This window comes from Janthinobacterium sp. OK676 (assembly GCF_900103595.1).
Lineage (GTDB): Bacteria > Pseudomonadota > Gammaproteobacteria > Burkholderiales > Burkholderiaceae_D > Janthinobacterium.
This window is the reverse complement of record NZ_FNHA01000019.1, coordinates 1-13,520: the sequence shown is the minus strand read 5'-3', so window position 1 is coordinate 13,520 and position 13,520 is coordinate 1. Positions and strand designations below refer to the sequence as shown.

Sequence of the window (13,520 nt, the reverse complement as noted above, 5' to 3'; positions counted from 1 at the left end):
TGCCATCAGCCGCGCGCGATGCCCAGGCGCTCCATGCGCCGGTACAGCGCCTGGCGCGACAGCCCCAGTTCCTGCGCCGCCTGCGCCACCACGCCGTGTGCGCGCGCAAGAGCGGCCGTGACGCTGTCGCGGTCCGGTTCCGTCGCGGCGCCATCTTGCGGCGCGCGCTGCGACGCTACGCCGGCCAGCGGCAAGCCCGTTTCCTGCGCGCCGATCACGGGACCGGGCGTCAGCAGGCTGGCGCGCTGCATGACGTTTTTCAGCTCGCGCACATTGCCCGGCCAGCCGTGCGCCAGCAAGGTTGCCTGCGCCTGCGCGTCCAGCGTCTTTTCGCCGCCCAGGAAATGCCGCGCCAGTACCAGGATGTCCAGCGGGCGCTGGGCCAGCGGCGGCAATCGCAGTTCGATCACGTTCAGGCGGTAGAACAGGTCTTCGCGAAACGTGCCGGCCTTGATCATCGCCGGCAGGTCCGCGTTGCTGGCGCTGATGACGCGTACCTTCACTTGCCGCTCGCGGTTCGAGCCGAGGCGCTCGAAGCGTCCCGTTTCCAGCACGCGCAGCAGTTTCATTTGTCCGGCCAGCGGCAGGTTGCCGATCTCGTCGAGGAACAGGGTGCCGCCGTCGGCCGCGTCGAACTTGCCGTCGCGCGCGCGCGTGATGCCCGTATAGGCGCCCGCTTCCGCGCCGAACAGTTCCGCCTCGATCAGCTCCACCGGAACGGCGCCGCAATTGAGCACGACGAAAGGACCGCTGGCGACCTGGGAATTGGCTTGCACGATGGCGGCGATGCGTTCCTTGCCGCTGCCGTTCGGCCCCGAGATGAGCACGGACACGTCGGCGCGCGCCACCTGGCACGCCAGGTGCACGACTCGTTCCGTGGCCGGGTCTTGCCATACCATGCCGCGCAGGTCGAAGTCGTGTTCCAGCGCGTGGCGCTGGCGCTGTTCGGCCACCACGCGCTGGCGCAGCGCGCGGTTGGCCTGTCCCAGCTCCAGCAGGTTCTGCACGCTGGCGATCAGGCGCCGGTCATCCCATGGCTTGGCCAGGTAGTCGGCCGCGCCGGACTTGATCAGGTCGACGGCCGCGTCGAGCTGGGTCCATGCCGTCAGCAGGATCACGGGCAGGTCCGGGTAGCGCGCACGGATCGCATGAAATAGTGCGCCGCCTTCCTCGCCCGACGTGGTGTCGGCCGTGAAGTTCATGTCCTGCACCACCAGGTCGATGGCGTGGCGTTCGAGCAGCTGCAAGCCCTCCTCGGGCGAGGCGGCGCGCACGGCGTCGATCTCGTGCAGCGAGAACAGCACGTCGAGCGCGATGGCCACGGCGGCATTGTCGTCAATAATCAGTACGGTAGGCATGCGCGCAGCATATCACTGAGGTGCCGGCTCAGGTACTGCGGGTGGCAGTGGCCGGCGAAATGCTGGCCGCGCGCCAGGCCGGGCCGTACACCGCGCCCACGCCCAGCAGCCAGAATACGAGCGCGCCAGCCAGCAGATAGACGGGTGGCAGGCGCGCCATTTCCAGCTGGCTTACCAGCAGCTGGTTCAAGCCCAGGGCCAGCAGCACGCCGCACGCCACGCCAACGCTGGTGATCATGAAATTCTCCGTCAAAAAATAGCGCAGGATGTCGATGCGGCGGGCGCCCAGTGCGCGCCGCACGCCGATCTGCTTCCTGCGTTGCGCCACCCACAGGCTGGCGATGCCGACGATGCCGCTGGCCGTCACCAGCAGCAGCAGGGTCGACACGGCGATCAGCATCCACGACAGGCCCTGGTCGGCCCGGTAGCGCGCCTTGCGATGCTGTTCCAGGGTGTCGGTGGTGACCAGCAGCCGGTCCGTGCTGGCAGTGCGGATGGCCTGTTGCGCCTCCTGCATCAGACGGTCACGCTGGCCCGGTTCGGCTCGCACGGCGTATATCAGCAGGCCGCGCCCGCCCGTCAGGCGCGCCGGCAGCAGCGACGAATACTCGCCGCGCGGCTTGGTCTGCGCGCTCTGGGTCTGCAGCCGCTCGACGATGCCCACCACGCGCAGTTCCGGATCGTCCGAGCCGGTGCCCTGGTACAAGGTTTTGCCGACAAAGCTGGTCTCGCCGGGCCAGATTTTCTGCGCCGCCGCCCGTGTCAGTATCAGAACCTTGGGCGAGCTCTCGTCGACGTCTTCGTTGATTTCGGGCGCCTCGTCGGGCCGGAAATCGCGTCCTTCGACCAATTGCAGGCCATACGTTTTGATCAGCGAATCGGGACTGACATAGGTGGATACTTCGGCGCTGGCCGCAGCCTGGTCGCGCTTGGCGGACATGCTGGTGAAGTGGCCAGAGCGCGACAGCACCGCCTGCGACGTTTGCGCCACCGACATCACGCCTGGCAGCGCGCGCAGCAATGCCGCCTGGCGCTTTTGTTCGGCCAGCTGGCGCTCATGGCTGCCTCGGTTGAGGTTCTGGATATTGACGTAAAAAACGTCGTTTTCAGCGGCCACGCCGCTGGGACGCGCGGCGACGGCCTGGCGCACGTTGACGATATGCAGGGCGTTGGCCAGGATGGCCAGGCTGATCGCGACCTGCACGGCCACCAGGACGGCGCCGGTTTTGCTGCGCATCAGCGCCGACAGGATGGGACGGATTTCCATGCTGGACCTCATGTTGGGTAAAGGATGTTCATTGGGATTTGAGCTGGATGGCCGGCGTCACCTGGCAGGCGCGCCAGGTCGGCAGCAAGCCTGCCAGCAGGGCCGCCAGCACCGACATGGCAAACGTCAGCAGCAGCATCGGTACGTCCATGTGCGCGACGGTGCCCAGATCTTCCGACTGCTTGCTGACCACGGCCAGCGCGCCGAACGCCAGCAGCAGGCCCAGCACGCCGCCAGCGAGGCCGATGACGCCTGTCTCGATCAGGAACTGGCGGAAGATGTCGCGCCGCGTGGCGCCCAGCGCACGGCGGATGCCCACCTCGCTGGCGCGCACGGAAAACTTCGCCAGCAGCAGGCCGATGGTGTTGACCAGGCAGAGCAGCAGGAAACCGAAGGCCAGCCAGGCCGCCAGCTTGTTGTCGTTGTCGACTACCTGCAAAAAGCTCATCCATTCGTTCAGGTCGTACAGGCGGTTCGGCGCGTTGCGCTTCATGCGGCCCAGCTTGCGCTGCTCGCCCGCATAGGCGTCCAGGTACTGCTGCAACTGGCCGCGTTCGCCGCTGCTGGCCATTTCGAACCAGAACTGCAGCCAGGTGCAGCCCGAGGCGAGCCTGCCCTGGTAGCCGGGTGCGTTATTGTCGCCGTTGCAGCTCATGCCGCCGTCGTGCTCGGTTTCGTGGCGGATCGCGCTGGCAAATGGAATGAAGAATTCGTCCTCCGGACCGAACGCACCCTTGCTGCCGATAATGTGATGGGCGCGCGGCACCACGTCCCAGGTGGCCAGCACGCCCGTCACCATGTAGGGCCGGCCCAGCACCGTGACGCGCTGGCCGACCGGGTTGTTCGTGCCCACCAGTTTTTCAGCCAGCGCGCGGCTGAGCACGATCACGTCCGCGCCGCTGGCGTCATCGGCTTCGCTCCACGGCTGGCCGTACAGAAAGGGGGCTTCGAACATGCTGAAAAAGTCGCGCGTGGGCGCCATGCCCTGGGCCTGGAAGGAACCGATATCCTTGCGCGCCGGTTCGACTGGCCCTGCCACGCCATACATGACGGTGCGGCGCACGCCCACCTTGCTGGCCATGAAATTGCGCGCATCGATATAGCTCATCTGGCTTTGCGCGAAGCCGGGCTTTTCGCCGGGGACATAGCCTTTGACGGGCAGGATGTCGATCATCGGCACGAACAGGCGGTCGCTCTTGTGCGGCAGCGGATCGCCCGACATGGCGTGCAGGATGGTGACGGTGGACACGCTGGCGGCCACGCCGACGGCCAGGGTCAGCACCATCAGCGCCGTCAGGGCGCGGTTGCGGCGCAGGCTGCGCAGACCCAAGGTGAAATAGTAGCGGAACATGTGCTCTCCTTACGCGGTCACGGGCTGCTGCGGCCTGGCCGACAGCGAGGCGCGGTGCTGCACCAGGTCCGACACCTGGCCGTCGATGATGTGCACATTGCGCTGGCTGCGCAGCGCCAGTTCCGGATCGTGCGTGACCATCAGGATGGTGGTGCCTTGCGCATTGATTTCTTCCAGCAGTTCCATCACGCCGCGCGCCATCTGCGTATCGAGGTTGCCCGTCGGTTCATCGGCCAGCAGCAGCTTGGGCGAGCCGGCCAGCGCGCGCGCGATCGCCACGCGCTGCTGCTGGCCACCCGACAATTCGGCCGGATAATGCTTTATGCGCGACGCCAGGCCGACCTTGGCCAGCGCTTCCTCGATGCGTTCCTTGCGCTCGGCGCGGTTGAAGCCCCGGTAGCGCAGCGGCACGTCGACGTTGTCGAACAGCGACAGGTCGGGAATCAGATTAAAACCCTGGAAGATGAAGCCCAGCTTTTCATTGCGCAGGCGCGAGCGGGCATTGTCGTCCATGCCCCTGACGTTGACGCCGTCGAGGATGTATTCGCCATCCGTGAATTCCTCGAGCAGGCCGGCGATGTTCAGGAAGCTCGTCTTGCCCGAGCCGGACGGGCCCGTGACGGTGACGAATTCACCTTGTTGCACGTGGATGTCGAAGCCGCGCAGCGCGTGGGTTTCGATCATGTGGGTGCGGTAGACTTTGCTCAGGTTTTGCATGCGCAGCATGGAGGGCCTCTCAGGATATAAGTTGAATGATGTGTCAGTTGAGCGAGACGCGGGCGGCGTTCTCGAAGTTTTCTGTGCCGGCGACGACCACCTTGTCGCCCAGCTTCAGGCCGTCGAGGATTTCCACTGCCGACACGCTGGTCGCGCCCAGCTTGATCGGCGTGCGCATCGCCACGCCATCGCGCACGACGTAGGCGAAACGGCCGCCTTCGGCTTCGACGAAGGAGCCGCGCGCCAGCATCAGCACATTCGGTTTTTCATCGATCAGCAGGCGTGCCGCCACGCGCTGGTTCTGGCGCAGGCCGGCCGGCTGCGCGCCATCGAAACGCACGCGCGCCAGCACCTGGTTTTTCACCACTTCCGGCGACAGCGCCGACAATTTTCCGGTTGCCTTGACGGCGCCCGTTTCGATCTCGGCGCGCATGCCCAGGCCCATGTCGGCCACGTACGTTTCCGGCACCTCGAGCTCGACTTCCAGCTGCGACAGGTCGACCAGGGTCATCAGGGCCGTATTGGCTTGCACCACGCTGCGGTTGGCCACCGACAGGGTGCCGATGAAGCCGCTGACGGGCGCGCGCACGGTCAGCTCGTCGACCCTGCGCTGGGCATTGTCGCGGACGAGGCGCTGGCGTTCCAGTTCGCTGACCTTGGTCTTGAGCGCCAGGGTCACGTCTTCGCTTTCCAGGCCCGCCGCCTGGGAGGCGTGCTTGCTGCGGATATCGGCCGAATTCAAGGCATCCTTGGCCTTCTGGTAATCGATCTTGGCGATGATGCCCACCTGCGCCACGCTTTCGTAGCGCTCGAGCGTACGCTGCGCGGACAGGCGCTCGATCTCGGCCGTATCGGCTTCCCGGCGCGCCAGCAGTTTCTGCTTCTTGGCCAGGATCTGCTGGCGCGCCACTTCCGCCTCCAGCTGCTGCACGCTCGATTGTTCGCGCTTGAGCGCGTCGGACAGGTCCGGCGACTCCAGCACGGCCAGGATGTCGCCCTTTTTCACAGTGTCGCCCGCCTTCGCTTTCAGCGTGACGGTGGCCACGGTGGTCGAATACAGGGTGGGGCTGATGGCGGCAACGATGCGGCCAGTGACGGCCGCGTCGCGTATCAGGGTGCCGCGCGTGACCTCGGCGATGCGCAGGCGGCTGCCGTTGACGGAATGTTCGCTGTTGCGCCAGCCGGCAACGGCAGCGATGGCGCCGCCGATGATGACGACGGCGCCAGCGAGCAGCAGGGCGCGTCGCTTGTGGCGCTGGCCCGGCGGGGCGGACAGCACGGCGTCTTGGGAAGAGGTATCGCGGATCATGGTCAGTTCTCGTGAAGGATGCTTTTTCCAATGCACGATCCATGCCAGTGATTAAGTCATTGATTTGAATGGAGAAAAATTCTGACGTCCGGCTGTCCGCCGTGTCCGCGCCGTCCAGCGTGTCCGGCGGCACAGCATGCACTTGATAAATTGGCAATCGCCTGCATCTGCTGTGGCGTTCCCTTCATTGACTCCTCCACAGGCGCCATGCATCCGTTCATCCAGCAACTTTTCCCTGCCCGCGCCTTTGCTCCGGCACTCGATTATCCTTTCGCCCGCAGCGACGTGGCGATGCTGCAGCGGCTGACGGGCGAGGCGCCATCGCTCGATGGCCAGACCTGGGACGAGCTGCTGCTCGACCAGTATGCGGCGCAGCTGGCGCGCGAGACCAGCATCTTCGGCCAGCAGGAGCTGCACCGGCGCCTGAGCGGTGGCCAGGCCGATCCGGCCTCCATTGCGCGCGTCCAGCAGTTGCTGGATGACCCGGCCCAGGCGGCCGGCCTGCAGCGTGCCTGCCTGCCCTTGCGCCAGGCCGATACGGAAGTGAGCGAGACCCTGTTCGGCGCGGCGCTGCCGCCGGCACCATGGTGGCGTGCCTGGCTATGGCTGGTGCCGCTGGCCTTGGTGCTGGCCATCGCCGCCACTTGGCTGGTGGGCTGGCCAGCGCTGTTTGGCGTGCTGGCCGCCTGTGCCGCACTGATGGCTGTGCAGGTGCGTTTTTACGAAAGTGCGAAGGCGTGGGAGCGCACGCTCGACACCTTGCGCTATCTGCTGAAAACCCGTACCGCGCTGGCGCGGCTCGATGTGTCGGCAGTCTTGCCATTGGCTGCCGGCAGCGCGCAGGCGCCCAGGCTGACGCGCGCCATCGAACGCTCGCTGCTGCATTACGTGCCCTTCCTCGATACGGTACTGGTCGAATATGGCGACTGGCTCCTGCTGAAAAACGTTCAGCGTTATTTCCGCACGCGCCAACTGGTGCGGCAGCAGTTGCCCTTCCTGCGCGACAGTTTTACCCAGGTAGCGCAACTGGAGGCGGACCTGGCGCTGGCGCGGCACCTGCGTGCGGTGCCCGTGTTTTGCTGGGCGGGCGCCGCGTCGCCACGTGCGCTGGCCTTGCAGGGCATGCGGCATCCCTTGCTGGAAAACGCCGCGCCGCTGTCGTTCGGCGTGCGGGGCAAGGGCGGTTTCATCTCCGGCCAGAACGGTATCGGCAAGAGCACCTTGCTGCGATGTATAGGCTTGAACCTGGTCTGCGCGCGTGCCTTCGGCTTTTGTTATGCGCATGGCGCCGATGTGCCTCGCCTGGCCGTATATGCGAGCATGCAGAATGAAGATTCGCTCGATGGCGGCGAAAGTTTATATATTGCCGAACTGCGGCGCGCGCGTGAATTGCTGGCGCTGGCCGAGGAGGGCGCGCCGGCCCTGTTCCTGATCGACGAAATCTTCCGTGGCACGAATCACCTCGAATCGGTGGCGGCGGCGGCCGCCGTGCTGCACAGCCTGGCCGCGCAGCACCTGGTGATCGTTTCCTCGCACAACCTGGTGCTGGGGCCGCTGCTGGAAGACTGCCTGGCGCCGTGGTGCGTGCGCCGCGATGAGGCGGGCGCGCTATTGCTGGCGCCCGGCGTGCTGCAGGCAACGAATGGCATCGCCCTGCTGGCGCAGCGCGGTTTTGACGCCGGTATCGCGGACAAGGCGGGACGCGTCTTCGACTGGCTCAGCACGCACATGGCGCAGCCGGCCGATTGCACGGGAGTGCTGGAACGGGCGTGATGAGCGCTCTTATTTGTCCTGCTTTTCCGGCGTGCTCTTGTCGATCACTTCGCGGCAGTCGCCGCGGATGATGGCGTTGTCGTAGTTGGTCCAGCCGTAGCTGTCGACGTAGCGCTTGTGCTGCTTGAAGCGGGGGCTGGCGATGCTCCATTCGGGCTGTTCGCCGGCGAAGCGGATGTCGCCCAGGTCGAGCAGCGTATGGAACATGTTTTCCGTCGACAGGCGCGCCTTTTGATGGCGCTGCAGCTGCGTCACCTTGTCCGGATAGTGCTGCTTGAATTGCGGCGAATACCACACGAAGGCGGGCACGTGGAATTCGAACTGCGTGTTGTGGCCATGGAAGGCCAGGCGGCAGGTGCCGTCGTACAGGGTCTGGCCATGGTCGGCCACGTAGACGAGCGAGCTGCGCAGGGCGGTGCGCTGGCCGTCGTCCTTCAGCAGGCCGATCACGTTCGACAGGAACCAGTCCGTATACAGGATGGAGCTGTCGTAGCTGTTATTGAGCTGCGGCTTGATGGCCGTGTCCGTGTAGACGGGCTTGTCGACGCCGAACAGCGACGGCTGCCACTTGTCGAACGATTTCGGATAGCGCTGGCTGTAGTTCCAGTGGCTGCCCAGGGTGTGCAGCACGATGAGTTTTTTCGGCGCCGGGTCGGCCAGCGCGTTCTTGAACGGATCGAACAGGATCTGGTCGAAGTTCGAACTGTTGGTAAAGCCGCCCAGGTTCAGGAATTGCACCACGTCCGCTTCCTTGGCAAACACGGACACGGGCGTGTCGAACTGGCCGAACGAGATCTGGTTCGACAGCCAGTAAGTCTTGAAGCCCGCTTCCTTGTAGGCGGTGAGGAAGGATTTTTCCGAGAAGCCGTCCTTGAGGCTTTGCGTGGCCGGCTTGCGCGAGATGATCACGGGCACGGACAGGCGCGTGGCGGAAACGGCCGTGATGACGTCGGCCAGCGGCACGAGGTTGCTTTCCTGTTTCAGCAGGGGATTGGTGTCGCGTTCGTAGCCGTTCAGGCTCCAGCGGTCGTAGCGCGACGATTCGCCGATCACCATGACCACCACTTCCGGGTTGGTATCGGGCTGTTGCTGGTGCGCGCCGAAACGGAAGCGGCTGCTTTTTTGTCCCAGCTCGGCCAGGTACCGGCGCTCCTTGTAGAAATCGAAACCGCGCGCGGCCAGGCCGAAGGGCCAGGAATTGCTGATGGTGTCGAAGGCGTAGGGCAGGCGCGCCCAGTGGGGCAGGCTGGGCCAGCCCAGGCCCGTTTCGTCGGCGCCGGCGATGCTGGCGTTTTCCGGTTTGCTGCTTTCCTCGTCTTCCTCGGCCGTTTCGTCGTCGGCCGAGCTGGCGTCGCCGAAGCCGGAGGCGCCCGCCTTGCCGCTGGCCGCCGGCACGCTGGCCTTGGCGGATGCGGGGGCGCTGTGCACGACCTTGGCGTTGAAACCGAATTCGTAGCCATACCACCAGAAGCCGCCCAGCAGGATCAGCAGCAAGAAGGCGGCCGGGCGTGTCTTGCCGCGCCAGTCGAGGTCGCGCGTGCGCGCGGCCGCAAACCAGCTGGCGGCGCACCAGGCGATCACGCCCAGCATGACGGCGCCCATCAGCCACACTTTTTGCCCGAGGAATTCCATCGCTTCCTTGGGGCTGGTTTCGAAGATGATGCCCAGGTGGTGCGTGGAAATGCCCTGGCCGTAGAAGATGAACAGGTAGATTTCCGTCGGCAGGGCGAGGAAGGCGGGCACCAGCAGCCAGTGGAAGTAGGCGGGGCGCTTGAACACGCTCCAGACGGCCAGCCAGGCCAGCAGCTCGAACGTGAGCATCTGCCAGGGATGCTCGAGCGCACGCCCCAGCAGTGCGGGGATGAAGGGTACGGCCGTCAGCAAGGCATACGTCAGGAGCAGGAACAGATTGGCGGGGCGAAGCAAGGAGCGCATAAAGGAAGGCAGCGAAAAATGTTCGCTATTATCAATCCTTTTGTTGCCTTGCGGTCGTACAAGAATGCGCGCATCCGATGCTTGGCCGCAGGGAAAGAATGCCAAATCATCAAGTGCCGCGCGGTGGCGGCGTTCGCGCGCTGCGGCTAAAGATTAGTCAAAATGCCACAAAAGTGCCGCTTTTTTGCCTTTTTTTATAGCAAAAAGCGGTAAACTGATTGACCCCCTGTAACACAAGGTCTAAACTAGCGAGTTCTCGATTTTATTCTGCTCATCGTTTACGTATTGCTTGGCATTTCATGGCCGCTCCTCATCGAGTGGCTGCGGGCGCCTCCGGTGCGCAGTAGATGGAAGCGGGACGAGGTTTTAGTCGCCGGGCATCTTGCCCGGGTTATTAATCGTAGTTTTTTGTTGGATTTATAACGATGCCAACCATCAATCAATTGATTCGCAATCCACGCGTCGCCTTGACCGTGAAGAGCAAATCGCCGGCGCTGGAAAACAGCCCGCAAAAACGTGGCGTCTGCACACGTGTTTACACCACGACTCCAAAGAAGCCTAACTCGGCTCTGCGTAAAGTCGCTAAAGTTCGCCTGACCAATGGTTTCGAAGTCATTTCGTACATTGGCGGTGAAGGCCATAACCTGCAAGAGCATAGTGTTGTGCTGTTGCGCGGTGGCCGCGTCAAGGATTTGCCGGGTGTGCGTTACCACATGGTTCGCGGTGCCCTGGATACCCAAGGCGTCAAAGACCGTAAGCAATCGCGTTCGAAGTACGGTACCAAGCGCGCTAAAGCTGGCAAGAAGTAATAAGTTGTACGCAGCAAACCCAAGTTTCGCTCAGTGGCAACTAGCTAAGTGAATGTAGTCGACCGCATCTGGTCGAGTAAGTGGAGGACTATGATGGTCGTCCGCGAGTGTGCGAAGAACGCGCGCTCAACTGAAGATTGAAAGGAATTGATATGCCACGTCGTCGTGAAGTACCCAAGCGCGAAATTTTGCCAGATCCAAAATTCGGCAACACTGATGTCGCTAAATTTGTAAACGTGCTGATGCTGTCCGGTAAGAAATCGGTTGCAGAAAACATCATCTACGGTGCTTTCGAGCACATCGCAGCAAAATCGGGCAAAGATCCGCTCGAAGTTTTTGCTACCGCAATCAACAACGCCAAGCCGCTGGTTGAGGTGAAATCCCGTCGCGTCGGTGGTGCAAACTACCAAGTGCCGGTCGAAGTTCGCCCAGTCCGTCGTATGGCTCTGTCCATGCGTTGGTTGCGTGAAGCTGCTAACAAGCGCAGCGAAAAATCGATGCCACAACGCCTCGGCGGTGAGCTGATGGAAGCGGCTGAAAGCCGCGGCGGCGCGATGAAAAAACGCGACGAAGTCCATCGTATGGCTGAAGCGAACAAAGCGTTCTCGCATTTCCGCTTCTAATATAAAGCCAGCTACCGCAAGGCGGCTGTCAAGCATCTGTTGTTCGAGGCCGGGCTCATTTTTGCAAAAAAATGCTGCTCGGTTTTGTCCATTCATTTAGGATTAATTATGGCCCGCAAGACCCCCATTGAGCGCTACCGCAATATCGGTATTTCCGCTCACATCGATGCAGGTAAGACGACCACGACCGAGCGCGTCCTGTTCTACACAGGCGTGAACCACAAGCTGGGCGAAGTCCATGATGGCGCTGCCACCACCGACTGGATGGCACAAGAGCAAGAGCGCGGTATCACGATTACCTCGGCTGCTGTTACGTGCTTCTGGAAAGGCATGGCAAACAACTTCCCAGCTCACCACATCAACATCATCGACACCCCAGGCCACGTTGACTTCACGATTGAAGTGGAACGTTCGATGCGCGTGCTGGATGGCGCTTGCATGGTTTACTGTGCAGTCGGCGGCGTGCAGCCACAATCGGAAACGGTATGGCGTCAGGCTAACAAGTACAAAGTGCCACGTCTGGCCTTCGTGAACAAGATGGACCGTACCGGCGCCAACTTCTTCAAGGTTTACGATCAGATGCGTTCGCGCCTGAAAGCCAACCCGGTGCCTATCCAGATGCCTATCGGCGCTGAAGACGTCTTCACCGGCGTGATCGATCTGGTCAAGATGAAGGCCGTCATCTGGGATGACGCTTCGCAAGGCATGAAGTTCGAATACGAAGACATTCCTGCACACCTGGCCGCTGATGCTGCCAAGTGGCGCGAGAACATGGTTGAAGCCGCTGCTGAAGCGTCGGAAGACCTGATGAACAAGTACCTGGAAGAAGGCGACCTGTCGGAAGCCGAGATCAAGGCTGCCCTGCGTCAGCGTACGATCGCCAGCGAAATCGTTCCAATGTTGTGCGGTACCGCCTTTAAAAACAAGGGCGTACAGGCCATGCTGGACGCGGTCATCGAGTACCTGCCATCGCCACTGGACATTCCGCCAGTCCCAGGTCTGGACGAAGATGAACAGCCAGTCGAGCGTAAAGCTGACGACAACGAGAAATTCTCGGCGCTGGCATTCAAGATCGCAACCGATCCGTTCGTCGGTCAGCTGTGCTTCATCCGTTGCTACTCGGGTACCCTGAATTCGGGCGACTCGGTGTTGAACTCCGTGAAGCAGAAGAAAGAGCGTATCGGCCGTATCGTGCAGATGCAAGCGAACGAACGCGAAGAAATCAAGGAAATGCGCGCTGGCGACATCGCCGCTGTCGTGGGTCTGAAAGACACCACCACCGGCGATACGCTTTGCGACGACAAGGCAAGCGTGGTTCTGGAGCGCATGGTCTTCCCTGAGCCAGTGATTTCGCAAGCGGTTGAGCCAAAAACCAAGGCCGACCAGGAAAAAATGGGCCTGGCGCTGAACCGTCTGGCTGCAGAAGATCCATCGTTCCGCGTGCGTACCGATGAAGAGTCGGGCCAGACCATCATCGCCGGTATGGGCGAGTTGCATCTGGACATCATCGTTGACCGCATGAAGCGCGAATTCAACGTTGAAGCCACCGTCGGCAAGCCACAAGTGGCTTACCGCGAAACGATCCGTAAAGTGTGCGAAGAGTCGGAAGGCAAATTCGTCAAGCAATCGGGTGGTCGTGGTCAATACGGTCACGTGGTTCTGAAGATCGAGCCGCAAGAACCGGGCAAGGGCTTCGAATTCGTTGACGCGATCAAGGGCGGTACCGTTCCTCGCGAATACATCCCTGCAGTTGAAAAAGGTGTGCGCGACACGCTGACTTCGGGAGTGATGGCTGGCTACCCAGTCGTTGACGTAAAAGTCACGCTGTTCTTCGGTTCGTACCATGATGTTGACTCGAACGAAAATGCATTCCGCATGGCCGCTTCGATGGCATTCAAAGATGGCTGCCGCAAAGCATCGCCAGTCATCCTGGAGCCGATGATGGCCGTGGAAGTGGAAACGCCGGAAGACTACGCCGGTACAGTGATGGGCGATCTGTCGTCGCGTCGCGGCATGGTGCAAGGTATGGATGAAATTGCTGGCGGTGGCGGCAAGATCATCAAGGCCGAAGTACCTCTGTCGGAAATGTTCGGTTACGCTACGTCGTTGCGTTCGTCGACCCAAGGTCGTGCGACTTACACGATGGAATTCAAGCACTATGCTGAAGCACCTAAGCATGTGACTGAAGCAATCGTAAGCTCGAAAGCTAAGTAATAGAAGTTCCGGGCCGGCTTTCACGAGAATGCCGGTCCCTACATTTAAATCATTGTTCTAAGGAAGAATAAAATGGCAAAAGGTAAATTCGAACGGACCAAGCCGCACGTCAACGTCGGCACCATCGGCCACGTCGACCACGGTAAAACCACGCTGACCGCTGC

11 protein-coding genes are annotated in these 13,520 nt (G+C 62.2%); 5 read left to right on the top strand and 6 right to left on the bottom strand.

The window, feature by feature from the left end; genetic code table 11:
* Positions 1 to 5 precede the first annotated feature (5 nt).
* From BLU39_RS26950 to BLU39_RS26930, 5 genes are read right to left on the bottom strand one after another with little or no spacing between them, the layout of a single operon-like run.
* Entirely contained in the window at positions 6 to 1,358 is a 1,353-nt protein-coding gene (locus BLU39_RS26950) for a sigma-54-dependent transcriptional regulator (RefSeq protein ID WP_092719237.1), read from the bottom strand.
* Between the two features lie 28 nt (positions 1,359 to 1,386).
* Complete coding sequence (locus BLU39_RS26945; protein ID WP_092719234.1) at positions 1,387 to 2,625, bottom strand: ABC transporter permease; 1,239 nt, start codon at positions 2,623 to 2,625, stop codon at positions 1,387 to 1,389.
* Between the two features lie 28 nt (positions 2,626 to 2,653).
* Positions 2,654 to 3,976 carry an ABC transporter permease gene (locus tag BLU39_RS26940; RefSeq protein WP_092719231.1) on the bottom strand — a complete coding sequence of 441 codons (1,323 nt, stop codon included), beginning with the start codon at positions 3,974 to 3,976 and terminating at the stop codon, positions 2,654 to 2,656.
* Positions 3,977 to 3,985: 9 nt separating this feature from the next.
* On the bottom strand, positions 3,986 to 4,702 hold the full coding sequence (locus BLU39_RS26935) for an ABC transporter ATP-binding protein (RefSeq protein WP_092719228.1): 717 nt from the start codon (positions 4,700 to 4,702) through the stop codon (positions 3,986 to 3,988).
* 34 nt (positions 4,703 to 4,736) lie between these two features.
* Entirely contained in the window at positions 4,737 to 6,002 is a 1,266-nt protein-coding gene (locus BLU39_RS26930) for an efflux RND transporter periplasmic adaptor subunit (protein ID WP_092719225.1), read from the bottom strand.
* A 207-nt stretch (positions 6,003 to 6,209) separates the two neighbouring features.
* Between BLU39_RS26930 and BLU39_RS26925 the strand changes: the two genes are divergently transcribed.
* The gene (locus tag BLU39_RS26925) at positions 6,210 to 7,775 is read left to right on the top strand and encodes a MutS-related protein (protein ID WP_092719221.1); all 1,566 of its coding nucleotides are present in this window, start codon (positions 6,210 to 6,212) and stop codon (positions 7,773 to 7,775) included.
* A gap of 9 nt (positions 7,776 to 7,784) precedes the next feature.
* Here the strand turns inward: BLU39_RS26925 and BLU39_RS26920 are convergent, their stop codons facing one another.
* Complete coding sequence (locus BLU39_RS26920; protein ID WP_139178500.1) at positions 7,785 to 9,710, bottom strand: phosphoethanolamine transferase; 1,926 nt, start codon at positions 9,708 to 9,710, stop codon at positions 7,785 to 7,787.
* A gap of 425 nt (positions 9,711 to 10,135) precedes the next feature.
* Here BLU39_RS26920 and rpsL point away from each other — a divergent pair, with 425 nt between their 5' ends.
* The 4 genes from rpsL to BLU39_RS26900 form a co-directional block, all read left to right on the top strand.
* Positions 10,136 to 10,519 carry a 30S ribosomal protein S12 gene (gene rpsL, locus BLU39_RS26915; RefSeq protein WP_010394376.1) on the top strand — a complete coding sequence of 128 codons (384 nt, stop codon included), beginning with the start codon at positions 10,136 to 10,138 and terminating at the stop codon, positions 10,517 to 10,519.
* Between the two features lie 152 nt (positions 10,520 to 10,671).
* A complete protein-coding gene (gene rpsG, locus BLU39_RS26910; protein ID WP_010394377.1) occupies positions 10,672 to 11,142 on the top strand; it encodes a 30S ribosomal protein S7 in 471 nt (156 codons plus the stop codon).
* A gap of 108 nt (positions 11,143 to 11,250) precedes the next feature.
* A complete protein-coding gene (gene fusA, locus BLU39_RS26905) occupies positions 11,251 to 13,356 on the top strand; it encodes an elongation factor G (protein WP_092719218.1) in 2,106 nt (701 codons plus the stop codon).
* Between the two features lie 72 nt (positions 13,357 to 13,428).
* On the top strand, positions 13,429 to 13,520 hold a 92-nt coding region (locus BLU39_RS26900; RefSeq protein ID WP_005434227.1), incomplete at its 3' end, for a GTP-binding protein.